The sequence below is a fragment of the Pseudomonas onubensis genome (assembly GCF_965653655.1).
Classification (GTDB): domain Bacteria; phylum Pseudomonadota; class Gammaproteobacteria; order Pseudomonadales; family Pseudomonadaceae; genus Aquipseudomonas.
The window spans coordinates 1-24,048 of the sequence record NZ_CBFHAZ010000100.1; the positions used below are offsets into that span (position 1 = coordinate 1).

25 protein-coding genes and 2 pseudogenes are annotated in these 24,048 nt (G+C 59.0%); 19 read left to right on the top strand and 8 right to left on the bottom strand.

The genetic code is table 11. The features are described from left to right. Nucleotides 1-458: 458 nt before the first annotated feature. The 8 genes from ACTD9P_RS24085 (at nucleotide 459) to ACTD9P_RS24120 (ending at nucleotide 8,069) form a co-directional block, all read left to right on the top strand. Nucleotides 459-1,670: a YeeE/YedE family protein gene (locus ACTD9P_RS24085; RefSeq protein ID WP_438869663.1), complete on the top strand. Its 1,212-nt coding sequence runs from the start codon at nucleotides 459-461 to the stop codon at nucleotides 1,668-1,670. Nucleotides 1,671-1,696: 26 nt separating this feature from the next. Further along, nucleotides 1,697-2,572, top strand: coding sequence for a LysR family transcriptional regulator (locus ACTD9P_RS24090; protein ID WP_438869664.1), 876 nt, complete (start codon nucleotides 1,697-1,699; stop codon nucleotides 2,570-2,572). A 111-nt stretch (nucleotides 2,573-2,683) separates the two neighbouring features. Continuing rightward, nucleotides 2,684-3,109 carry a VOC family protein gene (locus tag ACTD9P_RS24095; RefSeq protein ID WP_200431332.1) on the top strand — a complete coding sequence of 142 codons (426 nt, stop codon included), beginning with the start codon at nucleotides 2,684-2,686 and terminating at the stop codon, nucleotides 3,107-3,109. A 132-nt stretch (nucleotides 3,110-3,241) separates the two neighbouring features. Continuing rightward, complete coding sequence (gene pxpB, locus ACTD9P_RS24100) at nucleotides 3,242-3,976, top strand: 5-oxoprolinase subunit PxpB (RefSeq protein ID WP_438869665.1); 735 nt, start codon at nucleotides 3,242-3,244, stop codon at nucleotides 3,974-3,976. Then, the gene (locus ACTD9P_RS24105) at nucleotides 3,973-4,914 is read left to right on the top strand and encodes a 5-oxoprolinase subunit C family protein (RefSeq protein ID WP_438869667.1); all 942 of its coding nucleotides are present in this window, start codon (nucleotides 3,973-3,975) and stop codon (nucleotides 4,912-4,914) included. The genes pxpB and ACTD9P_RS24105 overlap by 4 nt, the downstream gene beginning before the upstream one ends. Nucleotides 4,915-5,083: 169 nt before the next feature. Continuing rightward, entirely contained in the window at nucleotides 5,084-6,424 is a 1,341-nt protein-coding gene (locus tag ACTD9P_RS24110) for an MFS transporter (RefSeq protein WP_438869668.1), read from the top strand. Nucleotides 6,425-6,538: 114 nt separating this feature from the next. Beyond that, nucleotides 6,539-7,081 carry a cysteine hydrolase family protein gene (locus tag ACTD9P_RS24115; RefSeq protein WP_438869669.1) on the top strand — a complete coding sequence of 181 codons (543 nt, stop codon included), beginning with the start codon at nucleotides 6,539-6,541 and terminating at the stop codon, nucleotides 7,079-7,081. A 4-nt stretch (nucleotides 7,082-7,085) separates the two neighbouring features. Beyond that, entirely contained in the window at nucleotides 7,086-8,069 is a 984-nt protein-coding gene (locus tag ACTD9P_RS24120; protein ID WP_438869670.1) for a GlxA family transcriptional regulator, read from the top strand. Here the strand turns inward: ACTD9P_RS24120 and ACTD9P_RS24125 are convergent. Then, nucleotides 8,040-8,207 carry a DUF2986 domain-containing protein gene (locus tag ACTD9P_RS24125; RefSeq protein WP_438869671.1) on the bottom strand — a complete coding sequence of 56 codons (168 nt, stop codon included), beginning with the start codon at nucleotides 8,205-8,207 and terminating at the stop codon, nucleotides 8,040-8,042. The genes ACTD9P_RS24120 and ACTD9P_RS24125 overlap by 30 nt on opposite strands. A gap of 140 nt (nucleotides 8,208-8,347) precedes the next feature. On the opposite strand from ACTD9P_RS24125, the pseudogene ACTD9P_RS24130 reads away from it, so the two are divergent. Continuing rightward, a pseudogene (locus ACTD9P_RS24130) lies at nucleotides 8,348-8,530 on the top strand (3-methyl-2-oxobutanoate hydroxymethyltransferase); the annotation flags it as partial. Nucleotides 8,531-8,575: 45 nt separating this feature from the next. On the opposite strand, the gene ACTD9P_RS24135 reads toward ACTD9P_RS24130, so the two are convergent. After that, the gene (locus ACTD9P_RS24135) at nucleotides 8,576-9,952 is read right to left on the bottom strand and encodes an aminotransferase-like domain-containing protein (protein ID WP_438869672.1); all 1,377 of its coding nucleotides are present in this window, start codon (nucleotides 9,950-9,952) and stop codon (nucleotides 8,576-8,578) included. A 302-nt stretch (nucleotides 9,953-10,254) separates the two neighbouring features. Here ACTD9P_RS24135 and ACTD9P_RS24140 point away from each other — a divergent pair, with 302 nt between their 5' ends. The 3 genes and pseudogenes from ACTD9P_RS24140 to ACTD9P_RS24150 form a co-directional block, all read left to right on the top strand. Then, the gene (locus ACTD9P_RS24140; protein WP_438869673.1) at nucleotides 10,255-11,238 is read left to right on the top strand and encodes a DUF1852 domain-containing protein; all 984 of its coding nucleotides are present in this window, start codon (nucleotides 10,255-10,257) and stop codon (nucleotides 11,236-11,238) included. Nucleotides 11,239-11,267: 29 nt separating this feature from the next. After that, complete coding sequence (locus tag ACTD9P_RS24145; protein ID WP_438869683.1) at nucleotides 11,268-12,302, top strand: methionine synthase; 1,035 nt, start codon at nucleotides 11,268-11,270, stop codon at nucleotides 12,300-12,302. A gap of 13 nt (nucleotides 12,303-12,315) precedes the next feature. Further along, nucleotides 12,316-12,477: pseudogene (locus tag ACTD9P_RS24150) on the top strand (flavin reductase); the annotation flags it as partial. Nucleotides 12,478-12,518: 41 nt separating this feature from the next. Here ACTD9P_RS24150 and ACTD9P_RS24155 read toward each other — a convergent pair. Continuing rightward, the gene (locus tag ACTD9P_RS24155) at nucleotides 12,519-13,349 is read right to left on the bottom strand and encodes an alpha/beta fold hydrolase (RefSeq protein ID WP_438869674.1); all 831 of its coding nucleotides are present in this window, start codon (nucleotides 13,347-13,349) and stop codon (nucleotides 12,519-12,521) included. A gap of 159 nt (nucleotides 13,350-13,508) precedes the next feature. On the opposite strand from ACTD9P_RS24155, the gene ACTD9P_RS24160 reads away from it, so the two are divergent. Continuing rightward, nucleotides 13,509-13,931, top strand: a complete 423-nt coding sequence (locus ACTD9P_RS24160; RefSeq protein ID WP_438869675.1) for a MerR family transcriptional regulator — start codon at nucleotides 13,509-13,511, stop codon at nucleotides 13,929-13,931. A gap of 72 nt (nucleotides 13,932-14,003) precedes the next feature. After that, on the top strand, nucleotides 14,004-15,236 hold the full coding sequence (locus ACTD9P_RS24165) for an NADH:flavin oxidoreductase/NADH oxidase family protein (protein ID WP_438869676.1): 1,233 nt from the start codon (nucleotides 14,004-14,006) through the stop codon (nucleotides 15,234-15,236). A gap of 141 nt (nucleotides 15,237-15,377) precedes the next feature. Here ACTD9P_RS24165 and cynR read toward each other — a convergent pair whose 3' ends face one another. After that, nucleotides 15,378-16,289, bottom strand: coding sequence for a transcriptional regulator CynR (gene cynR, locus ACTD9P_RS24170; RefSeq protein WP_438869677.1), 912 nt, complete (start codon nucleotides 16,287-16,289; stop codon nucleotides 15,378-15,380). Between the two features lie 111 nt (nucleotides 16,290-16,400). Between cynR and ACTD9P_RS24175 the strand changes: the two genes are divergently transcribed. After that, entirely contained in the window at nucleotides 16,401-17,042 is a 642-nt protein-coding gene (locus ACTD9P_RS24175; RefSeq protein ID WP_017136973.1) for a carbonic anhydrase, read from the top strand. Nucleotides 17,043-17,072: 30 nt separating this feature from the next. Further along, entirely contained in the window at nucleotides 17,073-17,543 is a 471-nt protein-coding gene (gene cynS, locus ACTD9P_RS24180) for a cyanase (protein WP_307418131.1), read from the top strand. A gap of 114 nt (nucleotides 17,544-17,657) precedes the next feature. Here cynS and ACTD9P_RS24185 read toward each other — a convergent pair whose 3' ends face one another. The 3 genes from ACTD9P_RS24185 to ACTD9P_RS24195 all read right to left on the bottom strand — a co-directional run bounded on the left by ACTD9P_RS24185 (nucleotide 17,658) and on the right by ACTD9P_RS24195 (nucleotide 20,261). Beyond that, nucleotides 17,658-18,893, bottom strand: coding sequence for a type II toxin-antitoxin system HipA family toxin (locus ACTD9P_RS24185; protein WP_438869678.1), 1,236 nt, complete (start codon nucleotides 18,891-18,893; stop codon nucleotides 17,658-17,660). Beyond that, complete coding sequence (locus ACTD9P_RS24190; protein ID WP_438869679.1) at nucleotides 18,886-19,131, bottom strand: helix-turn-helix domain-containing protein; 246 nt, start codon at nucleotides 19,129-19,131, stop codon at nucleotides 18,886-18,888. The genes ACTD9P_RS24185 and ACTD9P_RS24190 overlap by 8 nt, the downstream gene beginning before the upstream one ends. A gap of 89 nt (nucleotides 19,132-19,220) precedes the next feature. Further along, the gene (locus ACTD9P_RS24195; RefSeq protein ID WP_438869680.1) at nucleotides 19,221-20,261 is read right to left on the bottom strand and encodes an alpha/beta hydrolase family protein; all 1,041 of its coding nucleotides are present in this window, start codon (nucleotides 20,259-20,261) and stop codon (nucleotides 19,221-19,223) included. Between the two features lie 254 nt (nucleotides 20,262-20,515). Between ACTD9P_RS24195 and ACTD9P_RS24200 the strand changes: the two genes are divergently transcribed. From ACTD9P_RS24200 to msrA, 3 genes are all read left to right on the top strand, one after another. Continuing rightward, nucleotides 20,516-21,013 carry a hypothetical protein gene (locus ACTD9P_RS24200; protein WP_438869681.1) on the top strand — a complete coding sequence of 166 codons (498 nt, stop codon included), beginning with the start codon at nucleotides 20,516-20,518 and terminating at the stop codon, nucleotides 21,011-21,013. A gap of 94 nt (nucleotides 21,014-21,107) precedes the next feature. Next, a complete protein-coding gene (locus ACTD9P_RS24205; protein ID WP_438869682.1) occupies nucleotides 21,108-22,442 on the top strand; it encodes a hypothetical protein in 1,335 nt (444 codons plus the stop codon). 109 nt (nucleotides 22,443-22,551) lie between these two features. Beyond that, nucleotides 22,552-23,058 (top strand): peptide-methionine (S)-S-oxide reductase MsrA, encoded by a 507-nt coding sequence (msrA, locus tag ACTD9P_RS24210; protein WP_285679150.1) that lies wholly within the window; start codon nucleotides 22,552-22,554, stop codon nucleotides 23,056-23,058. Between the two features lie 166 nt (nucleotides 23,059-23,224). On the opposite strand, the gene ACTD9P_RS24215 is transcribed toward msrA, so the two are convergent. Further along, nucleotides 23,225-23,548 (bottom strand): DUF6124 family protein, encoded by a 324-nt coding sequence (locus ACTD9P_RS24215; protein ID WP_438869684.1) that lies wholly within the window; start codon nucleotides 23,546-23,548, stop codon nucleotides 23,225-23,227. Nucleotides 23,549-24,048 lie beyond the last annotated feature (500 nt).

Here is a 24,048-nt window from a genome sequence, read left to right on the forward strand (position 1 = left end):
GGTCAGGAGAGACACGCAACTGGAACCCTATCGGGACGGTGTATCTGAACCCTGAAAGGGAGCTGACCGTGGTAATAAAAATCGCGTAGCGCGACGGTGGACGCGACAACTACCTTGAAAAACGCCGCCGCCGTGCTGTAGATCTTGATCTTGATCTGCTTTTGATCTCAGGTGCCGAGTGGTGGGGCACAGACCTTTTGGTTACTTTTGGCTGGGCCGGCATTCCGGGCGTTTGCCAAAAGTAACCCGCCGTCAGGGCGGAACCCTAAGTAGCCGTTACCGCAACAACGGATGTCCACCCCCACTGCGACGATAAACCACCCCAACACCCCAGGCGCCAATATTTGCGTAGATGCCTATGCACAACGGTGGCTAGCCATTTATTCAAGGTTCATTCGATCCTGCGGTTTATACTCGACCCCCTCGCAATCAGCCCCTATCAACAACCGAGATACCCCATGAGCACCTCCCTTTCCCTGAGCCCCGCGCGCAAGCCCATCGCGCCGCTGGTGGCTTTTATCATCCTGGTGGTCGGCGCCGTATTCCTGCAAAACAGCGTCGGCTCGCGCCAGGTGCTGCTGTTGGTGGTCGGCGCCGCATTGGGCTTGACCCTCTACCACGCCGCTTTCGGATTTACCTCAGCCTGGCGCGTATTTATCAATGATCGACGCGGCGCCGGTTTGCGCGCACAGATGATCATGCTGGCGGTGGCAGTGCTGCTGTTTTTCCCGGCATTGGGGGCAGGCACATTGTTCGGGCAGCCGGTGGTCGGGCTGGTGGCACCGGCCGGGGTGTCGGTGGTGTTCGGCGCGTTTATCTTTGGTATCGGCATGCAGTTGGGCGGCGGTTGTGCGTCCGGCACGCTGTTCACCGTGGGCGGCGGCAATGCGCGCATGCTGGTGACGCTGTTGTTCTTTATCTGCGGTTCATTGATTGCCACGCACCATGTGGATTGGTGGTTCGCGTTGCCGGCGTTCCCGGCGGTGTCCATCGTCAAGAGCTTCGGCGTGCTGCCGGCCATGATTCTGAGCCTGGCCGTGTTCGCAATCATCGCGCTGGTTACCGTGCGCTTGGAGAAGGGCCGTCACGGCCAGCTTGAACAAGGCGTGAGCAGCGAGCACATCGGCCTGCGCCGTTTCCTGCGCGGGCCTTGGCCGTTGGTGTGGGGTGCAATCGGCCTGGCGCTGCTTAACTATGCGACGTTGGCGCTGGCAGGGCGGCCATGGGGCATTACCTCGGCGTTTGCGCTGTGGGGCGTCAAGGTGGCCAGCGGCTTGGGTGTGGACGTGGCCAGTTGGGCGTTCTGGCAAATGCCGGGCAATGCCAAAGCCCTGGCTGCGCCTGTGTGGGAAGACATCACCAGCGTGATGGACATCGGCATCGTCCTCGGTGCGCTGTTGGCTGCGGGCCTGGCCGGGCGTTTTGCCCCAAGCCTGAAAATCCCGGCGCGCTCGCTGGTGGCCGCAGTGATCGGTGGCTTGATGCTGGGCTATGGCTCGCGCCTGGCCTACGGCTGCAACATCGGCGCGTACTTCAGCGGCATCGCCTCCGGCAGCCTGCATGGCTGGGTGTGGTTGGTGGCCGCGTTTATCGGTAACAGCGTGGGTGTGCGGCTGCGCCCGTTCTTCTTCGCAGGCGAGCGGCCGCAGGTGGCCTTGAGCGGTTGCTGAGCCCCAACGACCTATAAGGTAGCCCCATGATCAGAGAGCTGAGAACCTTCGTGAGCGCCGCCCGCCGTGGCACTTTCGCCGCCGCCGGGCAGCAGGTGGGGCTGACGCAATCGGCGGTGAGTGCGCAGATCAAACACCTCGAGGACGCCCTGGGCGTCAAGCTGTTCGACCGCACCGGTCGCTCCGCCACGCTCAATGCGGCCGGGCAGCGCGCGGTGCCGCTGGCGGAGGAGATCCTCGATATTTTCTCGCGCATGGGCGCGCCCGACAGCGCCAACAACTTTCACGGCTCGCTGCGCATTGGCGCCATCGGCAGTGTGCAAACCGGCCTCCTGCCCCAGGCGCTGGTCGCGCTTAAACGCCGTGCGCCGTTTATCGAAGTCAGCCTGGTGCCGGGGGTTTCGCTCAACCTGCTCAGCCAGGTGGATGCCGGTGAGCTGGATTTGGCGATCATGATCCACCCGCCGTTCAACCTGCCCAAAGACCTGAATATCGAAGTGATCGCCCGCGAGCCCTTTGTGCTGATTACCGCCAAGGACGTGCAGGGCGACGACCCGCTGCAGATCCTGCGTGAGCAACCCTTCGTGCGGTATGACCGTGGCTCGTTCGGCGGGCGCCAGGTCACGCAGTTTCTCAAGGAACACAAGATCCAGACTCAGCAGGCGTTGGAACTCGACGAGTTGGACGCCATCGTCAAGATGGTGCGCAGCGGCCTCGGTGTGTCGCTGGTGCCCCTGGCTGGCCTGTGGCTGGAACACGGCAGCGACGTGCGGGTTTTGCGATTGGACAAGCTCACGTTCTACCGTGAAATTGTGCTGCTGACCAAGTACACCCAGCGCCAATTGCCGCTCTTCGAATTATTCAGGGCGTGCGTCATCGAAGTGCTCGGTGCGCCGAAGTAGGGCGCGAGCATCGAAATTATTGAGGCTCAGGGCGAAGGATATCCGCTTTATCCGTGGGGCTTTCTGGTGAAGAATCGGGTTCTAACCAAACAGAACCTGCAGGTAGCCACCGTGAGCCTTTCTCCCTTTCACCTAGCGATTCCCGTCTACGACCTGGCCGCTGCGCGTCACTTCTACGGCGATGTGTTTGGCCTTTCGGAAGGCCGCTCCAGTGCGCAATGGGTCGACTTCGACTTCTATGGCCACCAACTGGTGATTCACGAGCATCCCAAAACTGCATCCCAGGAGTCGGTGCACTCCAACCCGGTGGACGGCCACGATGTGCCGGTGCCGCATTTCGGCATCATCCTGCAATGGGACCAGTGGGAAGCCTTGGCCGACCGGCTGCGCGCGCGGGAGACCCAATTTGTGATCGAACCCTACATCCGCTTCAAGGGCGAGGTAGGCGAGCAGGCCACCATGTTCCTGTTCGACCCGTGCGGCAACGCCCTGGAGTTCAAGGCGTTCAAAGACATGAGCCTGTTGTTCGCCAAGTAAGTGCCCACCGTGCGACCGTCGCCACCAGAGCGACGGCGTTTATAAGACAGTGAAGCCCTGCGGGGCCGATCTTCATGCCTGCCGCATGCGAGATATGCCGTGATGTCTGACGTTAACTGTGAGACCAGGCCCGTGCCTGCGTCGCTGCGTTGGCAGTTCGAAGCCTGTGGCGACAGTTGCATCGTGGTGGTGTTTGCGCCGCTGTTCAGCGCGCAGGCCAACCGCCGAGCCGTGGCGTTGAGCGCCGCGCTGCACGACTTGCAGGCGCGTGGAAAGCTGTGCGGTATCACCGACGTTGTCCCGGCACTGGTGACGGTAGGCGTGCATTATTGCCCCTACACTTTCGCAATGCAGTATCCGCACTTAACGCCCTTTGACGCCGTTGCCCAGGTGCTGGAGAACGCGCTGATGGGCCTGCAAAACACACCTCACGGCCCCACCAAACAGTTGGAAATCCCTGTGTGCTATGAGGGCGAGTACGCGCCTGATTTGTTGCACATCGCCAACGCCTGCGCCATGACGCCAAGCGAAGTGATTGCCGCGCACAGCGGCCAATGGGTGGACGTACTGATGGTCGGTTTTGCGCCGGGCCATCCTTATATCGGCATGCATCAACCCGCGTTGAAGCTGGCCCGCCGCGCGGTGCCGCGTACCCTGGTCAAGCAGGGCAGTGTGGGGTTGGCCAACTGCCAAAGCGTGATTTACCCCTCGGATTTGCCGGGAGGCTGGAACATCATCGGCCGCACGCCATTGCGCCTGTTCACGCCGGCCAACGATCCGCCGTGCCTGTTAACCGGCGGCGATCAAGTGCGTTTTGTACCCATCAGCGCCCGTGAGTTCGAGTCCCTGGCCGGAGTGCGGCCATGACAATCAAAGTGATCAGGCCCGGGCTGTTTTCCTCGTTCCAGGACACCGGGCGCACCGGTTTCCAGCATTGGGGCGTGCCGGTCAACGGTGCGATGGACCAGGACGCCCACGCGCTGGCCAACCTGCTGGTGGGCAACCCGGCCCGCGCAGCCAGCCTGGAAATCACCCTGCAAGGCCCGGTGCTGTGCTTTCAGGCCAAGGCCTTGATTGCCCTGGCAGGCGCCGACCTGGGTGCACGCCTGGACGGTGTGGTGCTCAAACCAGGGCAGGCCATCTGCGTAAAACCGGGCGCGGTGCTGAGCTTCGAAAAGCGCGAATACGGTGTGCGGGCTTACCTGGCCGTCAGCGGTGGTTACCTGCTGCAAGCGGTGATGAACAGTGCCAGCACTTACAGCCGAGGCGGGTTTGGTGGGCTGTGCGGGCGCGCGCTTAAAGCGGGCGATGTGATCCCTATCTGTTCTTCATTTGCCAACCCGCCACGGGTGAATATCCCCGCCGGCTGGTTGCTCAACTCGCCAGCCAATGCCGTCTCGATCCGCGTGATGCACGGCCGCGAATGGAGCGACTTTTCTGCGTCGGCCCGTCATGACTTCCTCAACGAAGCTTATCAAATGACGGCCGCCTCGGACCGCATGGGCTACCGGCTGGAAGGCGCCGCCCTGGACCTGACGCAGCCCAGGCAACTGCTCTCCGAAAGCGTGACCTTCGGCACCGTGCAAGTGCCGGCGGGCGGGCAGCCGATAGTGTTGATGGCCGACCGGCAAACCACCGGTGGCTACCCACGCATTGCGCAGGTGGCCAGTGTCGATCTACCCAAACTCGCGCAGTTGATGCCGGGTGATGAAATTCGCTTCTCACTGATCGATTTGCCCACCGCTCAAGCACTGCTTGTAGCGCGTATGCGTTTGCTTAAAAAACAGGAGGCCGCCCACTCATAAACCCGCGTAGCCACCCAACAATAAAAACCGGAGCGCTACATGATCAAGCCTAGGTTCCCCCTTCTTACTGTCGAGCATTAAAACCCCTGGTATCCCGGCGGGTTTACTTCTGGGTGGCGCAATCCACCCCAATAACTCAAACGACCCAAGGTCGGAGTGGAAGGTGTTTATGTCTCGAGTGTTTTCTACTACAGCGCCATCGCCGCGTGTTAATGCGCGTGCAAAAACCACCGACACCAGTGCCACTGACATAGCCAAGCGCGCTGCGATCGCCGCCGCCACGGGCACGGCGGTGGAGTATTACGAATTCGGTGTATATGGCTTTATGGCGACGATTATCGCGCCGTTGTTTTTCCCCAGTGATAACGCCGCTGCGGCGTTGTTGGCCACGCTGGCCGTATTCGGCAGTGCCTTTCTGATCCGGCCGCTGGGCGGGATTCTGCTGGGGCGCCTGGCCGACCGTATCGGCCGACGCAAAGTATTGCTCAGTACCGTGATCGGCATGGGCACCGCGACGGCGGCCATCGGCCTGCTACCAACCTCGGCCCAGGTGGGCATTGTTGCGCCGATCCTGCTGGTGCTGATCCGGCTGGCTCAGGGCTTTTTTGCCGGTGGCGAGGTGGTTGGCGCGGCGGCTTTCCTGGCCGAGTCTTCGCCCAAAGGCCGCCGTGGGTTTTATGGCGCCTTCACGCCGGTCGGCGTGGCGATTGGCGGCTCGATGGCGGCAATCATCTGCGGCATTACCACCGGCCTGGTCGATGCCGAACAACTGCAAGCCTGGGCCTGGCGGATTCCGTTTTTCCTGGCCATTCCCCTGGTGATCTTCTCTTGCATCATGCGCCACAACGTCGAGGAAACCCCGGAGTTCAAAGCCTTCCTGGCGGTAGAAAAACCACCCACCGCACCGGTCAAGGAGGTGCTCACCCAGAACCTGCCGGCCGTGCTGCGGGTGGTGGTGTTCGCTTTTGCACAGAACGCCGGCTACTACATCGGCCTGGTGTTCATGAACATCTACCTCACCACCTACCTGCATTTTGAAAAAGCCAAAATCTACTGGGTGATTGCCGGCGTCAGCCTCTGCATGGCGGCGATGATGCCGTTGTGGGGCGGGCTGTCGGACCGCATCGGGCGCAAGAAGGCCCTGGCGATTGGTTTTGTCGGCTATGCGGTGCTGGTTATTCCAATGATGGTGTTGATGAACAACAGCAGCCTGTTGATTGCGGTGCTGGCGTTTTTTGTCGCGACGCTGCCCATGCCGGTGATCCAGTCAGTGGGCTATCCCACCTACGCCGAACAGTTCCCGACCCGCGTGCGCTATACCGGCATGGCGATCAGTATCAACCTGGGCGCGATTTTAGGCGGCGGGATCACGCCGTATATCGTCACCGCGTTGATCGGCTCGACCGGCAACCTGCTGGTGCCAGGGTTTTTCATGGCCGGGGCGGCGGTGTGTGCGTTGTTGGCCTTGACCACCCTGCGGGAGACGGCCCAAGGTGATCTACGCCGCTGAATCGGTATGTCTGAATCGGTCCTGAAGTGGTCCGGCGCCGGCCTGTTGCTCATCGACAGGTGTGCTTACCATGGCTTGCATCAACCGCCGTGATGCAAGCCAAAAGGACCTCTCATGAGCCGCAAAGCCCTTATCGTTATCGATGTGCAGCATTCATTCCGTCAATCTGCATACTGGTCCGAAAATGACCTGCCAAAGTTTCTGGAAAAACAGCAAGCGCTGATCGATGGGTGTGTTCAACAGGGCATCCCGGTGATACAAGTCTTCCATGTTGAAGACCAAGGGCACTTTTCGATGGCATCGGGCAATGTCAAAACCTTGAGCGAGTTGTCGATCAACCCCGACCTGATTATCCACAAGCGTTTTCACAGCGCCTTCGCTGGCACGCCTTTGGCTGCGCGGCTGACGCAGATGGGCGTGAGCGCGCTGATCATCAGTGGCATCCGCACCGAGCAGTGCTGTGAAACCACCACGCGGCAGGCGTCGGACAGCGGTTTTAGCGTGGATTTTGTCAGCGAAGCGACCCTGACCTTCCCGATGACCCATGCGCGCAGTGGCCGCGAGTACAGTGCCGCCGAGATTCGCGAGCGTACCGAACTGGTGCTGGAAGAGCGCTTTGCGCGCATCGTCACCGTCGCCCAGGCCTTGGAGAGTTGAACCCGTGAGCGTGCCGGTGCTGTTCGTGCTGTTGCCCAATGTGCTGATGCTGGACCTGGCCGGCCCCGCCGAGGTGCTGCGCCTGGCCGCGCAGGCCGATGACCCGGCGGCCATTGACTTCGACTTGCAGTACGTCAGCCCGGTGCCGTCCCTGCAAACCTCGATTGGCTTGCCGCTGGCCGGCTTGGCGCCACTGCCGCCCAGCCTGGCGCCCGGCACGCTGGTGGTGTTGGTCGGCTCCACGTCGAAGGTGAGCAAGGCGCAGCAACAGGCGTTCGAGTCGGCCAGCGACACCTTGACCCAATGGCTGCAACGCGTGTTTGCACCGTCGGGCGCGCGGCTGGTGTGCGTGTGCGCCGGCGCATTGAGTGCCGCCCGAGCCGGGTTGCTCGATGGCCGCCAGTGCACCACCCACCACGCGCTGTGCGCGGCATTGCAGGCCCTGGCGCCCAAGGCCCGGGTGCTGGAAAACCGGCTGTATGTCACCGACGGCCCGGTCAGTTGCAGCGCCGGTGTCACGGCGGGTATCGACCTGATGCTGCACCTGCTCGCCGAGTTGGCCGGGCCACGCCTGGCCTGCAGCGTGGCGCGCGACATGGTGGTGTACATGCGTCGCAGCGGCGCCGACCCGCAGCTCTCAGCCTGGATCACCGGGCGCAACCACCTGCACCCGGCCGTGCACCGGGTGCAGGACGCCATCGCCGCGGCGCCCTGTGAAGCCTGGACCGTCACCCGCATGGCCGAACTGGCGTGCACCAGCAGCCGCCATCTGGCGCGGCTGTTCCTCGAACACGTTGGCATCAGCCCGCTGGATTACCTGCACACGCTGCGTATCAGCGTGGCCCGTGAACTGCTTGTGGCGTCGAGCCTGGACATGGAAACCGTCGCCGAGCGCGCAGGTTTTGGTTCAGCCCGGCACCTGCGGCGTATCTGGAGCAAGTATGAGCGGGGCACGCCTTCAAGCGGGCGTATCGACGCCGCTGGTTGAGGCTTGATCGGCCTCGGCTTCGAGTTTGGCGCGGTCGGCTTTGCTGATGTATTTGTCTTTGCTTTTGGGCGCCAGTTTGGCGCTGGCCTTCTTGGCTTTGGCCTTGAAGAGCTGCTTGAGTTTTTTCTGGCGGTTCATGTGTCGGTGCCTGGTGGGTGAAGGCGCGGATGATATCAGGTTAAAAACCTGGGTCGCTTTTTAGCGTCAATCTGTGCATTGAACGCCCTGGGGTTTTACCAATAATCGGGCCGTGAATTCAGCACAAACGGAAAACACCGATGAGCCTCCACACCCGCACCAAACGCTTGACCGTCCCGCAACTGGTCGCCATGAAGGGCCAGCAGAAAATCGTCTCCCTCACCGCGTACTCCAGTGCCATCGCCATGCTGATCGACCCGCTGGTCGACTTCATTCTGGTGGGTGATTCCACGGCGATGGTCGGCTACGGCCGGGCCTCGACTTGCCGATGATGTGCGCCATGGCCGTTTCCCTGAAGCGCGGCATTGCTACGGGCTTTGATCGAGCGCCTCGGCCAATAGCTTTATGGCCTGGGCGATGTCCTTGCTCCAGTCGAGGGTGTAGCTCAGGCGCAGGTGCTGCGGCCAGGCGCCGTGCTGGCTGAACAGCTCGCCAGGTGCGATGACGATGCGCTGGGCCAGCAGGCGCGCAAACACCTGGCGCATATCAACCGCGCGCGGCGCCTGGAGCCAGAAGCTGGCGCCGCCCTGGGGCGCGATCACCTGCCAGTGTTGCTCCAGCAAAGCCTTCATGCCGGTCATGCGCTCCAGCAGCGCCCGCAGCGCTTTCAAATGCGTGTCGAGGCGCCTGGAGGTGAGCAACTTGGCAATGGCCCGCTGCCGGATCGGCGAGAGGCGAAACCCGCGCTCCATAAACACCCGTTGCAATTGCGCCGCATGCCCGCGGCACAGCACATAGCCATACGGCGCTTCCGAGCCGATGACCTTATCGAAGGTCGAAAACACCAACAGCTTCTGCGGCTCGGCAAAGTCGCGATAACGCGCCGGCATCGTTTCGAAATACAGCTCGCCGTAAGTGTCGTTTTCCAACAGCCAGATATCCTGCGCCGCCAGCCAGCGGCAGATCTGCTGCTTGTCGTGTGCCGGCATCACGCCGCCCTGGGGGATATTCACCGTTGACGACAGCACCGCCAGGCGAATCGGCTCGCGCATCAACACGCCTTCCAGCGCCGCCAGGTCGAAACGCCCGTGGGCGTCGAGGGGCATTTCGATCACGCGAATCTTCGCCGCCTGCAACTGGCGAAGGATCGCCCACGAACAGGGTGACTCCACCAGCGCCACGGTGCCGCACAGGTCCAGGGCATTGAGTGCCGCATCCAGCACGCTGTGCAAGTCCGCGCCTATATACACCTGGTCGGCCTGCCAGTAGCGGCCGGCAGATTGGGTGTAGCGCTCGGCCAATGCCGCGCGCAACTCAGGTTCACCGAAGGGTAAATAGAGCGGCGCGAGGGAGCGTGGGTGCTGGCGGGTCAGTTCACGCTCAAGCATCAGCAGCGGGTTTTCCAGCGACAACAGCATCGCCGGTGCATCACTGCTCAAGGCGAGCATTCCCGGCTGGCGGGCATTGGCAAACACCTGGTCGAGCAGGTTGGTTTCAGGGGAGGTTGCAGTCGAAATCATGGCTCTTATGAAATAGCCCTGTTTGGGCCGCGCGTAGATCCGCCCTTCATCCTCAAGCAAAGCATAGGCATATTTGGTGGTCGACACCGACACGCCCAGGCGCTCGGCCAATTGGCGCAGGGACGGCAGTTTGCGCTCGCCTGGCGACGGGCTGGCGTCGATCAACTCGACCAGGTAGCGGTAGACCGCTTGATAGGCAAAGCCAGCGTCTTTGGGTTTATCCATGATCCTTTGCGCTGCGCAAAACAGAGTGGGAAGAGGGCCTGCCAGTATCACCCAAGGCGATCTCATTTGCGCGCGTCCAGGGCATAAACAGCCCCACGGCTACGACCCATTGGGTTTCAGGCGACCCATCATGAACAGGGCTAAAGGTTTAGTGAAATCGTTTCATTATCTCTTGCTCTATGGCCAGCCTACACTCCACCTTAATTATTGAAACTGTAAAGACTTGGGTCAAATGTCGGCGCGTTGCTGAAAGGCAAGCGGTGAACTCAAGTCCGTCTCAACTTTTAAGGTGTCAGGTGGTCATGAGCAACGCGTTTGAGTTTACGATTAAGAGTATTTGTTTTGACGAACACTATCGCCCCTCCGAAAATACGCGCATCACCACCAATTTCGCTAATTTGGCGAGGGGCGAGCGCCGCCAGGAGAACTTGCGCAATACCTTGAAGATGATCAATAACCGCTTTAATGCCTTGGCGCATTGGGATAATGCCAACGGTGATCGGTATGCGCTCGAACTCGAAATCGTGTCCGCCGAGATGCAGATCGGTGTTGAAAACAATGGACAGGCGATTCCACTGATCGAAGTATTGAAAACCACGATTGTGGACCGTAAAACCAACGAGCGGCTTGAGGGTATCGTCGGCAATAATTTCTCTTCATATGTACGCGACTATGACTTTAGCGTGGTGTTGTTGGGCCATAACCAGGGCCAGGCTGAGTTCAGCACGCCTGACAATTTCGGCGACTTGCACGGCAAGCTGTTCAAGTGCTTCGTGAACTCGAGTGCGTACACACGGAATTTCAAAAAGCTACCCGTGATCTGCCTGAGTGTTTCGAATACTAAAACCTATCATCGCACTGAAAATCTGCACCCTGTGCTGGGTGTTGAATACCAGCAGGATGAGTATTCCTTAACTGATGAATACTTCAAAAAGATGGGCTTGAGCGTTCGCTATTTCATGCCGGCAAACAGTGCTGCGCCGTTGGCGTTTTACTTCTTCGGCGACGTGCTCAGCGATTACACCAATCTTGAGCTTATCAGCACCATTAGCACGATGGACACCTTTCAAAAAATCTACCGGCCTGAAATTTACAATGCAAATTCTGTTGCCGGAAAACGCTACCAGCCGAGTTTGAAGCATCAGGATTATTCATTAACACTCATTGTTTATGATCGAGAAGAACGTGGTCGGCTGGCGATAGAGCAGGGCAGGTTTGTTGAGGAGAACTTTATCAAACCCTATCACGCTGTGCTTGAACAGTGGTCCGCTCAATACGCCGCTTGACTCATCAAACGTACAAGGTTGTCCCTATCATGAAAAAGTTATTACCCACTTCAACCGCTGGCAGCTTGCCAAAACCCGCTTGGCTTGCCGAGCCCGAGACGCTGTGGTCACCCTGGAAGTTGCAAGGTGATGAGTTGGTTGAGGGCAAGCAAGATGCCTTGCGCCTGGCATTGCAGGAACAGCAACACGCCGGGATTGATATCGTCAGTGACGGTGAGCAGACTCGCCAACACTTCGTGACCACGTTTATCGAACACCTCAGCGGGGTTGATTTCGAGAAACGTGAAACCGTCAGGATTCGTGATCGCTATGACGCGAGCGTGCCGACGGTGGTGGGCGCCGTTGCCCGGCAAAAGCCGGTGTTTATCGAAGATGCCAAGTTCTTGCGCCAGCAAACCGACCAGCCGATCAAATGGGCGCTGCCAGGCCCAATGACCATGATCGATACGCTGTATGACAACCACTATAAAAGCCGCGAAAAACTCGCGTGGGAATTCGCCAGGATCCTCAATGAAGAAGCCCGGGAATTGGAAGCGGCGGGCGTCGACATTATTCAGTTTGATGAACCGGCCTTTAACGTGTTCTTTGACGAGGTGAATGACTGGGGCGTCGCCACCCTGGAACGGGCGATTGAAGGTCTTAAATGTGAAACGGCGGTGCATATCTGTTATGGCTATGGCATCAAGGCCAACACCGATTGGAAAAAGACCCTGGGGTCGGAGTGGCGGCAATATGAAGAAGCCTTCCCCAAACTACAGAAATCCAGCATCGATATCATTTCGCTGGAATGTCACAACTCCCATGTCCCCATGGACCTGATTGAGCTCATTCGTGGCAAAAAAGTCATGGTCGGGGCTATTGATGTGGCAAACCACAGCATTGAAACGCCCGAAGAAGTGGCCAATACCCTGCGCAAAGCCCTTCAGTTTGTTGATGCCGACAAGCTCTATCCATGCACTAACTGTGGCATGGCGCCCTTGCCTCGCCACGTGGCAAGGGGCAAGTTGAATGCGTTGAGTGCGGGTGCAGAGATCGTTCGACGAGAACTCCTCAACGCGCGCTAAGCCACCATTGGAAGGTGGGCACTGGCTGGACTGCGAAACTCACGCCGAACACGCCGCCGGTGACCACTTGATTGTGATGAGTGAAGTGAAAGCGTTAAGCCTGCAAGAACCTGCGGCGGCGCAGCCCTTGCTGTACTTCAAAGGGCAATATTGCAACATCGCCGCACAGGTTTAATGGACAAGAGGAGGGCAGGATTCTGACCTGCCCCCAATCACTTACTGGCGTAAGAACTCAAGCAAGTCCGCATTGATAACGTCCGCGTTTGTCGTCGGCATCCCATGGGGAAACCCCGCGTACGTCTTCAGCGTCCCGTTCTTCAACAGTTTTGCCGACAACGGCCCGGAATCTTCATACGGCACAATCTGGTCATCATCGCCGTGCATCACCAGCACGGGGATGGTGATGCGCCGCAAAGCCTCGGTAAAGTCCGTTTGGGAAAACGCCACAATCCCGTCGTAATGGGCGATTGCGCAACCCATCATGCCTTGTCGCCACCAGTTCTGGATCACGCCTTCCGCCGGTTTTGCACCTGGCCGGTTATAGCCATAAAAAGGCCCCGATGGTACGTCGCGATAGAACTGCGCACGGTTGGCTTTGAGTTGCGCCTGCATGTCGTCGAACACCGACTTGGGCAAGCCGCCTGGATTGCTCGGTGTTTGCAGCATCAACGGTGGCACGGCGCTGATGAGGACGGCTTTGGACACGCGGTCCTCGCCGTGGCGGGCAATGTAGTGAATGACTTCGCCACCGCCGGTGGAGTGGCCCACATGGGCGGCGCCCTGTACACCAAGGTGGTTGACCACGGCGGCGACGTCGTCGGCGTAGTGGTCCATGTCGTGGCCGTCCCAGACCTGGCTGGAGCGGCCATGGCCGCGGCGGTCGTGGGCGACCACGCGGTAACCGTTAGCCAGGAAGAACAGCATCTGCGCGTCCCAGTCATCGGCGCTCAGTGGCCAGCCGTGGTGGAAGAAGACCACTGGGGCATCGCGTGGGCCCCAGTCTTTGTAAAAGATTTCAACGCTGTCCTGCGTAGTCACATACCCCATGTTCATCTCTCCAAAGTGATTGATCGGCCATGAACAGCAACGTGTTGATCGTGACCGGTTGAACAAAGTGCGGCTCAACCGATGGGCGGCCACGCTTGGCTGCCTGATCACTTGAGGTTTACAGTCCGCCTCAAGGTCACTGAGTGGGCGGAGTGGAACATGAGAATAGGCGAATTGGCGAAACTCAGCGGGTTGGCGCCATCACGCATCCGCTTCTACGAAGCGAGCGGGCTGATCAAGTCGGTCACGCGCAAGGCCAACGGTTATCGTGACTATGCGCCGGAGGCTGCGGGGATGTTGCAACTGATCACGGGCGCGCAGGCGGCAGGGTTTTCCCTGGAAGAAATCCGCCAATTGCTGCCGATGAATGCCGACGGCTGGCAGCACGAGGCGTTGCTCGGTGGGCTCAAGCGCAAGGTCGAGGAAATCGAGCTGCTGCAGCAACGCCTGGCGCAGAATAAAGCCCAGTTGCTGCGGGTGATTGACGGTATCGAAGGCAAGCCTGAGGGCGTAGCGTGTGCGGACAATGCGCAACTGTTGCTCAACCGCCTGCAGGATGAGCGCGAGAAAGCCGTGCATTGAGCGGAAAAAAGCCATTGACCTTAAAGTTGGCTTTAATCTTAAGGTGGTCCCACGCCAACTGAGGACTGCCCCATGAATCTGTTCGACCCCCTGTTATTACCCAACGGTTCAACCGTCAAGAACCGCATCGCCAAAGCCGCCATGGAAGAGAACATGGCGGACGCCGACCAGGCGCCCTCCGCCGATTTGCTGCGTCTCTACCAGGCTTGGGCCGACGGCGGCGCCGGCCTGATCATCACCGGCAACGTGATGGTCGACGGCCGCGCCATGACTGGCCCCGGCGGCGTGGTGTTGCAGGACGAACAGCAACTGGACAAGTTCAAGCGCTGGGCGCAGGTGGGGCGCTCAGGTGGCGCGCAGTTCTGGTTACAGATCAATCATCCGGGGCGGCAGATGCAGGCCAACCTGGGGCAACAGACCTGGGCACCCTCGGCGGTCGCCATGGACCTGGGCGCGTTATCCAAACACTTCAGCCGACCCCAGGCGATGACGGCCGAGGTGATTGCCGAGGTTATCCAGCGTTTTGCGCGCGCCGCTCGCCTGGGCGAACAAGCCGGTTTTACCGGTGTGGAAATCCATGCAGCGCATGGTTATTTGTTGAGTCAGTTCCTCTCACCGTTGAGCAACCAACGCAACGACGCGTGGGGCGGCTCCCTGGAAAACCGCGCGCGGCTGTTGCTCGATATCGTCAGGGCGGTACGGGCGGTGGTTAGCAGGGAATTTGCGGTGGCGGTCAAACTCAATTCCGCCGATTTCCAGCGCGGCGGGTTCACCGCCGAGGATGCCAGGCAGGTGGTTGAATGGCTCAACGACCTGGGTGTGGACCTGGTGGAATTGTCCGGTGGCAGTTACGAAGCGCCCGCCATGCAAGGGGACGCGCGTGACGGCCGCACCCTGGCGCGTGAAGCTTATTTTGTTGAGTTTGCCCACGACATCCAGACGGTCGCCAAGATGCCGGTGATGGTCACCGGCGGGATCCGTCGACGTCCGGTGGCTGAAAGCGTGGTGCAAGGCGGCGTGGACATGGTGGGCATCGGCACCGCATTGGCGATTGATCCGTACCTGCCGCGTGCGTGGCTTGAAGGCAAAGACACCGCGCCAGAACTGCCGCCGATCACCTGGAAAAACAAAGCCTTCGCCTCCTTGGCCAATATGGCGCTGGTCAAGTTCCAGCTGCGCAAACTCAGCCAGCGCAAGCAGCCTGATCCCGGCGTATCACCGTTACGCGCATTGATCGAGCAACAACTGGGCAACGCTTTGCGCACGCGGCAGTATCGCCGCTGGATCGCCAAGCGTAGCGCATAGGTGGTGGTCAGGACGTGGTCGTTTGCGCCGCTGCAACCTTCATCAAAGGTGGGAGCGAATCGTCGCACCGCTGCGACAGCATCAATTGGGTGTGCCCGATGCACCGAGGTGCCTGTATCGCAGGTAAGCCAGCTCCCACCTTTAATCGGCGGTGTTTGGACGCTCGCGCTCTCCCAGCGCTGGCGCTACTTCCTGGGCCACCTCGATAAACGCCCGCGCCGCCGCGCTCTGGTAAACCCCTTTGCGCTGCATCAACACCGCCGTGCGCTGCAACCGTTGCGGCCCCAGTTCAATCGCGGCCAACTCGGGATGCGCCCGTGCAATCGCGGCCGGCAACAGCGTCGACAGCGTGGTCCTGCGCACCACCTCGATCAATGCGCCAATCACATTGGCCTCCATCACCACGCGTGGGCGGATGCCGTGTTGGTTGCAGTAGCGGTCGATCTGCTCGCGGGTGGCGAATTCCTTGCTGAGCAAGATCAGCGATTCGCCATTCAGCGCCTGCAGCCCGATGGCTGCCTCGCCTGCCAACGGGTGTTGGCTGCCGACCACCAACGCCAGGGTTTCCACCAGCAGCGGACAGCTGTCGATGTCGGGTGCGTGCGCTTGATCAAAGGCAATGCCCACATCCAACTCGTCAGCCAGCAACTGGTTCTCCATCTGCTCCTGGGCGGCTTCACGCACGTTCAGCGTGATGTTCGGGTAGCGACTGTGGAAGGCTTCCACCACTGGCCCCACCAGGTAAGTGGTGAAGGTGGGCGTGACTGCAATTCGCAACGTCCCACGGCTCAAATCAGCCACGTCATGGATCGCGCGCGTGCCTTCCTGCAGAGCCTGCGCCGCGCGTAACGCATAGCGCAGGTAAACCTCGCCGGCATCGGTCAGACGTGTCTTGCGCCCCGAGCGGTCAAACAATTGCGCGCCGAGGCTTTCTTCCAACTGCCGTACTTGTTGCGACAACGCCGGTTGCGAGACATGCAGGGCTGTCGCCGCCTTGGTAAAGCCCTGATGCTCTGCGACGGCAAGGAAGTAATGGATATGGCGCGCGAGCATGCTTGTACTCATAAGATTATCTGATGCGCTTGATCATATATGAGACTTTTACCTTATTTAAGTGGCTGGGTAACCTTTGCTTCATCGCATCGCGAACCAAAGGAGTCACCCATGCAAGACATCATCGACGGTTTCCTGAAGTTTCAACGTAACGCCTTCCCCGAGCGTGCCGGCTTGTTCAAAGACCTGGCCAACCAGCAGAGCCCACGGGCGCTGTTCATCTCCTGCTCCGACAGCCGCCTGGTGCCGGAGTTGGTCACGCAGCGCGAGCCGGGCGACCTGTTCGTGATCCGCAACGCCGGCAATATCGTGCCGTCCTACGGCCCTGAGCCGGGCGGCGTGTCGGCCTCGGTGGAGTACGCCGTCGCCGCCCTGCAAGTCAGCGACATTGTGATCTGCGGGCATTCCGATTGCGGCGCCATGACCGCCATCGCCACCTGCAAATGCCTGGACCACATGCCTGCCGTGGCCGGCTGGTTGCGCTACGCTGACTCCGGCCGGGTGGTCAACGAGGCCCGCCAGCATGTCGACCAGCACGCCAAAGTCGCCTCCATGGTGCGCGAAAACGTCATCGCGCAATTGGCCAATATCCAGACGCACCCATCGGTGCGCCTTGCTCTCGAAGAAAAGCGCGTAACGCTGCATGGCTGGGTCTACGACATCGAAAGTGGCTGCATCCAGGCCTTCGACGGCCGCACCGGCCAGTTTGTAGCCCTTGCCGACAACCCGACCGCGCGCGCCGTTTCCTACTAACCCCGACTTTTTACCCACGGAGATAACCCCATGATCCAGTCGCAAATCAGCCAGACCACTCGCCTTGCCCTGACCGACGTCATCCTTTTGGCTAAAGCCCGCAAAGACCTGTCTTTCGCCCAGATCGCCGAAGGCACCGGCCTGCACGAGGCCTTCGTTACCGCCGCCTTGCTCGGCCAGCACCCACTGCCCGCCAGCGCCGCTCAAGTCGTTGCCGATACCCTGGGCCTGGATGCGGATGCCGTGCTCCTGCTGCAAACCATCCCGGTGCGCGGCAGCATCGGCAACGGTGTGCCGACCGACCCGACCATCTACCGCTTCTACGAAATGATCCAGGTCTACGGCACCACGCTCAAGGCGCTGGTCCACGAGAAGTTTGGCGACGGCATCATCAGTGCGATCAACTTCAAGCTGGACGTCAAAAAGGTTGAAGACCCGGACGGTGGCTCCCGTGCCGTGATCACCCTGGATGGCAAGTACCTGCCGACCAAGCCGTTCTGATTGCCTTCACCACGGCCCGGCGCTGCGAAGCGCATGGGTCACGGCGGCCACATTGTTGGCCTGTCCTCTGTGTGTCAGCGGTCGGTGGTTTTCTGACTATGTGAGCAAGCAGAATTAAGCCTGCTCAATACTCCTCGCCAGTCCTGCCGCCCACGCTGTAGTCATCTTTGCCCCCACCTCCTCAAATGCTGGGTGGCTGGTTCGATAGTCCGAAAGCTCCGTAAGCGCGCAGGTCATACCATTGTGTACTCGGGTGAGCAATTCATTGCAGCGAGCCTCAGTCAAATTGCATGAGCTACGCCCGAACTGGACCAGCATCTTACGCTTCGGCCACGCTTTCGAGCCGCCGAGCAGCAGGCCCATAATGTCATTGCTCTGGTACACCGTGGTTGTCACGAGGTCGTAGGCAGGCGCGAGCCAGATATCCGCATCTTCGGCACAGTTCTCATAGAGCAGGCCGAAGTTCTTCAAGTGACCGTCACCATTTTGAATACCCGCCGAGAGCGCCACCATCATGAAAAAGTCCTCCAGAGCCTTGGTCACACGGGAAGGCGACACGTAAGCCTTTATCAGCTTCGCGCAGCCCTGGTAACTGCCGTCGTACTTCTTTTCGGTTCCCCAGCCGGATAGAACGCACATGTCCTCAAAACCGAGGTAGGCGTTACTGCCAATGTCGAACCGTTTCACCACAAGTAATTTGCCCTGCTGGCTCAGTTGGCACTCAGGCACTTCCAGGCCCGTATGAAAGGCAGCGCGCATGCAGAAAAATTCGTTGGCCGCCAGTTGCGCAAAATCTGAATTATTGAACGCCTTCACCAAGTGTGTGGCGCCTCGATGAGTGAGGCGTGCAACGTCGGGGTCTGCGTTGTCGACATTGCGCACCAGTACTTTCGGTTGTACACCTGATACGCCTGAGTAGGCTGCGTAGGTTTTCATTAAATCATCGAAAAGATCTTTCGCCCCGTCATGGATCAACAGCTCAGAAAGCTTAATCCCAGGCAGTGATTCGTCGCCGATGTCGCGGGCAACGCTAATGCGGCCTAACTGGTGCGGGCCTACGATACCCAGTAAAGCGTAATCATCAAAACCGCGCACTGACTTGCTGAAGCGCCGCACAAGTTCCGCTTTGAGGTGCCCTTCGGGTATGTTCATCTCAAATAGAGGATGGATGCCATACGCCCAGTTGTAGCTCTCTAATCGCACGGGCATGGTCAAAGAGACCGCATCCTTTTCGGCCACAGCATGGTCATACGAGAAAATCGAATCGCGCGGGTTTTCGTCGCTTCGCCCGAGTGTGCCGGCCGCCACGCCGCCGACACCGATGTACAACCTGTCACCTTGCCTAGTCATGAACGTTTCCTGCTTTCAGTTCATCAAGCGACTTGCGCCGACGCTTAGGTGTCGCAGACAACTCGTACCCAAGGCCCTCGAGGATCGCTGAAACCTTGCGAATCCCCACCTCAGGAATAGTGTTGTTCTCGATCCCTGAGATGGTTGCCCGGCTCATTCCATGGCGTTGCGCAAGCTGGCTTTGTGAAAGACCGGCCGCCTTACGCAAATTTTTGATCAGGAGGCCTAGATCGTTCATGTTAAATTGCATCCTATACAATGCATTTATAGATTTAAATCTTAATATGCATCGTATTTGATGCGTTTTGATTTGAATAGATCTTTCTTCTAATGGGAGGCTGTCTGCCCCAGAAACCCCGTAATCAGCCCCACCACCTGCTGCTGAATCACCGCCCGTGGCCGCCCACCCTCGCCATCACGGCAAATCATGCCATCGCCCGGCGAGCTTTCCTCAATCAACGCGATTGCACCCGGCTTGCAGATCGACATAAAGCTGAAGTGCGTGGCGTCGCTGATTTCCACGTACTGGGTCGAGGCTTTTGGCAGGCGCTTGACCAGGTCGGCGGATTCCAGGTTGGGGTCCATATCCTCGGTTGGCACGCCCCCCGCGATGACCAGCGCGGGCACCTTGAATGCCGCCAGGCTGGCGTCGGTCATGCCGCGTGACAGGCCCAGGTCCAGAGACACGATGGCGGTGACGCGTTTGTCGCTCAAGTCCGCGGCCAGCCGGGCTTTGCCTTCGGGCGTCGCGGCGGGGTTCATCTCGTGGTAGACGATGCAACCGCCCAGCTTCGGGTGTGCGGCGCAGTCGCGGCTGAACAGGTCAGGATCGAAGCGCGCGCCGGCGATTTCCAGCACGGTCCAGCCGCCGAGGGAATGGCCGACGGCGGCGATCTGTTGGCTCGCCACTGCGCCAAATTGCTTGGGTTGAGCCAGCACCGCGTCGATGGCGCGGCTCAGGTCGGCCGGGCGCTGCCATAGCTGCGCGGCCGTTTGCGGGTTGCGGTCCTGGGTGGTGGTGCCGGGGTGGTTCACCGCCGCGACGATGTAACCGCTGTGCGCCAATGCACTGGCCAGCCACACCTGCTTGCCCCAGTTGCCACCGTACCCGTGGGATAGCACCACTAGCGGATGCTCGCCCGCTGCCGGTGCTGCGTCGGGCACGGCGAGGGCGCCGATAAAGACTGCGTTGTCGGCGATCAGCTTGGGTTTGGCCGTGGTGGTGGCGGGGTACCAGACCACCAGCTCCAGCGGGCGGTTGTTGTGCGCGTCGGGCAGGGTGGTGGTTTTGAAACCGACCGAGCTTTCGTCGGCGAAAGCAGGGGCGGCCAGGCAGAGCAGGAACAGGGCGCGCAGAGCGGTTTTCATTGTTTTTATCGTCCTTGATGAGGTGGCGCATCATGACGGGAAAAACCCCGTTTGAGTAGAGGGCAGGCGGGACTAGGAAGTAACTGACGCGCTCCTACTTTTAGGTATGACAGAGCGGTCCTTAGTGTTTTTAGGAAGTGGCTGGCTTACATGAGTTGATTATTCGTGCAGTGTTGGGGGCGTGAATCCTACCGCGCAAATGATTGCATTGAATGCAGGCTGAGTACTTGATTATTAACTCTAGGGTGATAACGATGAAAAGGTTACTTGCGGTTTCGTATGGTGTTGGTGTGCGTAGAGCGTTGTTTGGCGTATTGGTTGTTATGGCGGTACCCGCGATGGGTATTGCTTACGCGCAAGAAAGAGTAATCAATAAAATCAGCAAGCCTGCCGTCATTGTCGTGTTGTCGGATGGTAGCTTTGGACTCGCCTTTTTCCAACTTCTCAATGTCGACTTTCCTCCAGGTACTACAACGCTGCCCAAAAAATTGCTGGGGATTGAATGGGCGACTACTTACTACCCAGATGCAATCGGTGAGTCGATTGAGTTGTGCTACTTTCGTCCCTATAACAGCGTTAGAGAGCATTGCCGAGAGATTAGTAAGAATTCATCGGGTGTCATGTTTGACTTTAATGATTTGCCCTTCGGTAATGGCGCCAAGGTCGTCATAAGGCATGATATTAAGGGGGCGGGAGTCCGCATCGCTAATGCTGCTGGCAACGATTCAGTTACTTACCGTTATAGCTACTAACGAGAGGCTGGGTTGCCTTGCGACCAATCCTGTCGCAGGGCTCCCTTCTGCATCTATGAAAGCAAGCACTGCTTGTTTTATGTGGGGTCAAGTCATGATCAATATCACGCCTTACACATCGTTGCTTAACCACCGGTTGGCTGACAAACCCGTTACTGCTCAGAGCCAATTACCCGTCTTGCCTAACGACGCCGCCGGCGCTTTTACAGGCGCTGCGACTGAGAGCAATGTCTCGATCCTTTCCCGTCAATTAGGTGAAGCGGCAGCACGCGCTGAAACCCGTGAGGCCGGGCGTCTCGAATCGATTGCGGGTGACGGCTATTTCATGGGCAAGGCTCAGCACGACGCCGAAGTTCCAAAGACAGACTCACTGGAATTAATCAGTCGTGCCAAACAGGCAACCGACTTCCTCAACGGATCTGACAGTAACCCGTTCAAAGGCCTTTCTCTCGATCAATTGAGCCTTATTGCTCGCGACGAGGGCGGTCCTTTCACCATCAATGAACGGCGTGCGGCTTGGGGGGAAGCCAATAGCCTGACTATTCTGAATGCGCGGGCATCGTCTTCCGCCCCTGCACCCGACAGCAGGCGCGACCTTATGGTCTCCCGTCTGTTCAACGGTTCAGAGCCCGAGGTAGCCGACCCTAAGACTAACCGTAACGACCGGCACCGCAACGAATATCTCACTCGCGACGATCGCGACATACTGTCCCAGATGTACGCTTATGCGGATTCGGAGGGTGCGGATCTGGACTATGTTGATAATGTCGCCGGTTGGCTCGCCCACTATCGTGGGCACGACAATGGTCGCACTATCAATAATGCCAATAACGGAAAGGGGTACAACTCAGAAGGCTATATGATCACGGTCAACTTCAAGGAAAAGGATGCTGCCATCGCGTCACGTATCTTGAACAGCACTGCAATCACCAGCACGCGTCTCGATCAAGGTTTTCTACGTCATTTCCTTGATCCTGGGCAGGGTGCACTTATTCATCATGGTGGCATGGCCTTCCTTGAACAGATGGTGATCAAGTTCTCCAATGAAGCGGCGACACAACCTTCGCTTGGCAAAGAGTTCGCTCAATACACATCAATTGATATCAATGACAATATTGTGATCACCGTGCACAAGGACAAAAAGCTTCCACCTTTCGAGCCTCTGGTTATCAATGACAATGGTGTCTGGAGCGTTACCGAAAAAGGCAGAGCCGCCGGCTATTCGTTGGACCCGCAGACGGGTAGAGCCCGCTGGGCCGATCCCACTGCGGTTGTCCAGCAACCGAGCGGTTCCATCGCAGATACACCTGCCGGTCAAAGGCCGAACAGCTTCATTCTGGAAGCCCTCTCCGGCAATCGTAATCAGCCGGATGCCCGTCCGATCTGGCTGAGCAGTCTATTCAGGCTGATTCAAAATTATCGGCCTTGATTGGGCTGCGCGAGATTTCGCAGTCTTTGAGGCAACTAATCGACGCCTAACCTTGGTATTGGCCAACCCAGCCCCATAACTACCCTCGTATCCACTGAGGGCGCAGACCATGACCAACCCAACCGAAACCGCCATCCTTGCCGGCGGCTGCTTCTGGGGCATGCAAGACCTGTTGCGGCGCTACCCTGGCGTGTTGCAAACGCGCGTCGGCTACACCGGCGGCGATGTGCCGAATGCCACGTACCGCAACCATGGCAACCATGCCGAAGCCATCGAGATCGTGTTTGACCCGGCGGTGATCACTTACCGGCAGATTCTGGAGTTCTTTTTCCAGATCCATGACCCGAGCACGCCTAACCGCCAGGGCAATGACACGGGGCCCAGCTATCGCTCGGCGATTTATTACCTGAGTGAACAGCAACGCGACATTGCCGAAGATACGGCGGCCGACGTGGATGCGTCGAAGCTGTGGCCGGGCCGTGTGGTCACCGAGATTGAGCCGGCAGGGCCGTTCTGGGAGGCGGAGCCTGAGCATCAGGATTATCTGGAGCGGATACCGAATGGGTATACCTGCCACTTTATTCGGCCGAACTGGAAGTTGCCGAAGCGGGCGTGAGAGTTCGCATGACGTGAACCCTGCGCCGACCAAAATGTGGGAGCAGGCTTGCTCGCGAAAGCGGTGTATTAGCCAACACATTCAGTGACTGACACTCCGCTTTCGCGAGCAAGCCCGCTCCCACATTAGATGTGTGTTGCCTTATGCTCAGCGATCCATTGCGCCGTTAGCTGGCGGCCTCGCGCTCCAGCAGCTTGTCCATCAGTAACACCCCCAACTCACTCAACTGGTGAATCGCCAGCGCCACGTCGCGCTGTTTTCCCGTCAAATCTTCTGACAGGTCGAGCAACAAGGCAGTGACCGAGGAAAAGGTTTCGTAGCTGTTGGTGATCAGGGTTTCGTTGCTGGCGTCGGCGACGACGTTGAACAGCGCGGGTGGTGACAACGCTGGGTCGGCTTTTGGATTGAGGTAGTGATCTATCGCACGATGCGCGGCCTGATTGAGTTGCAGGTCCGGTTCGCTTGGAGGGTTCGGCGTTATTTTGAACATCATGTAATTCCTGAATGGGGCCGACACCCTTTCGCTACTACACAAAGAGGGTGGCAGCTGTACGCAGGTTAGTAGACCGGGGAATTACACAAAGCCGGCGCGCCCGAAGGCGCCCTACGCACAGCCACCATCAGGCACAGACAGGAAAGTCTGATAGATGAAGCTCATGCACCAAGTGTAATTAACCCCAGGGCTACTAAACCCGATCACTGAATTGTCAGCGACCGAGCAACCTTAGAGACGCCCACCACAGCGCACAAGCCGGCGGATTCTGACGCAAGCGTAGGCAATGGAGCAAGGCGCTGTGGCTTCGGACTTTCCTGTTTCAGTGTGCGCTGTAGGACGTGAACCCTACACTGACCTAAATGTGGGAGCGGGCTTGCTCGCGAAAGCGGTGTATCAGCCAACACATTCAGTGACTGACACTCCGCTTTCGCGAGCAAGCCCGCTCCCACATTAGATGTGTGTTGCCTTATGCTCAGCGATCCATTGCGCCGTTA

Excerpts from the sequence above, each read along its gene's own strand:
- ACTD9P_RS24090 (WP_438869664.1), top strand. The coding sequence starts at position 1,697 with ATGATCAGAGAGCTGAGAACCTTCGTGAGCGCCGCCCGCCGTGGCACT.
- msrA (WP_285679150.1), top strand. The coding sequence starts at position 22,552 with ATGACCAACCCAACCGAAACCGCCATCCTTGCCGGCGGCTGCTTCTGG.
- ACTD9P_RS24085 (WP_438869663.1), top strand. The coding sequence starts at position 459 with ATGAGCACCTCCCTTTCCCTGAGCCCCGCGCGCAAGCCCATCGCGCCG.
- ACTD9P_RS24215 (WP_438869684.1), bottom strand. The coding sequence starts at position 23,548 with ATGTTCAAAATAACGCCGAACCCTCCAAGCGAACCGGACCTGCAACTC.
- ACTD9P_RS24175 (WP_017136973.1), top strand. The coding sequence starts at position 16,401 with ATGCAAGACATCATCGACGGTTTCCTGAAGTTTCAACGTAACGCCTTC.
- ACTD9P_RS24135 (WP_438869672.1), bottom strand. The coding sequence starts at position 9,952 with ATGGATAAACCCAAAGACGCTGGCTTTGCCTATCAAGCGGTCTACCGC.
- ACTD9P_RS24145 (WP_438869683.1), top strand. The coding sequence starts at position 11,268 with ATGAAAAAGTTATTACCCACTTCAACCGCTGGCAGCTTGCCAAAACCC.
- cynR (WP_438869677.1), bottom strand. The coding sequence starts at position 16,289 with ATGCTCGCGCGCCATATCCATTACTTCCTTGCCGTCGCAGAGCATCAG.
- ACTD9P_RS24165 (WP_438869676.1), top strand. The coding sequence starts at position 14,004 with ATGAATCTGTTCGACCCCCTGTTATTACCCAACGGTTCAACCGTCAAG.
- ACTD9P_RS24205 (WP_438869682.1), top strand. The coding sequence starts at position 21,108 with ATGATCAATATCACGCCTTACACATCGTTGCTTAACCACCGGTTGGCT.
- ACTD9P_RS24190 (WP_438869679.1), bottom strand. The coding sequence starts at position 19,131 with ATGAACGATCTAGGCCTCCTGATCAAAAATTTGCGTAAGGCGGCCGGT.
- ACTD9P_RS24115 (WP_438869669.1), top strand. The coding sequence starts at position 6,539 with ATGAGCCGCAAAGCCCTTATCGTTATCGATGTGCAGCATTCATTCCGT.
- cynS (WP_307418131.1), top strand. The coding sequence starts at position 17,073 with ATGATCCAGTCGCAAATCAGCCAGACCACTCGCCTTGCCCTGACCGAC.
- ACTD9P_RS24200 (WP_438869681.1), top strand. The coding sequence starts at position 20,516 with ATGAAAAGGTTACTTGCGGTTTCGTATGGTGTTGGTGTGCGTAGAGCG.
- ACTD9P_RS24105 (WP_438869667.1), top strand. The coding sequence starts at position 3,973 with ATGACAATCAAAGTGATCAGGCCCGGGCTGTTTTCCTCGTTCCAGGAC.
- ACTD9P_RS24155 (WP_438869674.1), bottom strand. The coding sequence starts at position 13,349 with ATGGGGTATGTGACTACGCAGGACAGCGTTGAAATCTTTTACAAAGAC.
- ACTD9P_RS24195 (WP_438869680.1), bottom strand. The coding sequence starts at position 20,261 with ATGAAAACCGCTCTGCGCGCCCTGTTCCTGCTCTGCCTGGCCGCCCCT.
- ACTD9P_RS24185 (WP_438869678.1), bottom strand. The coding sequence starts at position 18,893 with ATGACTAGGCAAGGTGACAGGTTGTACATCGGTGTCGGCGGCGTGGCG.
- ACTD9P_RS24110 (WP_438869668.1), top strand. The coding sequence starts at position 5,084 with ATGTCTCGAGTGTTTTCTACTACAGCGCCATCGCCGCGTGTTAATGCG.
- ACTD9P_RS24160 (WP_438869675.1), top strand. The coding sequence starts at position 13,509 with ATGAGAATAGGCGAATTGGCGAAACTCAGCGGGTTGGCGCCATCACGC.
- ACTD9P_RS24125 (WP_438869671.1), bottom strand. The coding sequence starts at position 8,207 with ATGAACCGCCAGAAAAAACTCAAGCAGCTCTTCAAGGCCAAAGCCAAG.
- ACTD9P_RS24140 (WP_438869673.1), top strand. The coding sequence starts at position 10,255 with ATGAGCAACGCGTTTGAGTTTACGATTAAGAGTATTTGTTTTGACGAA.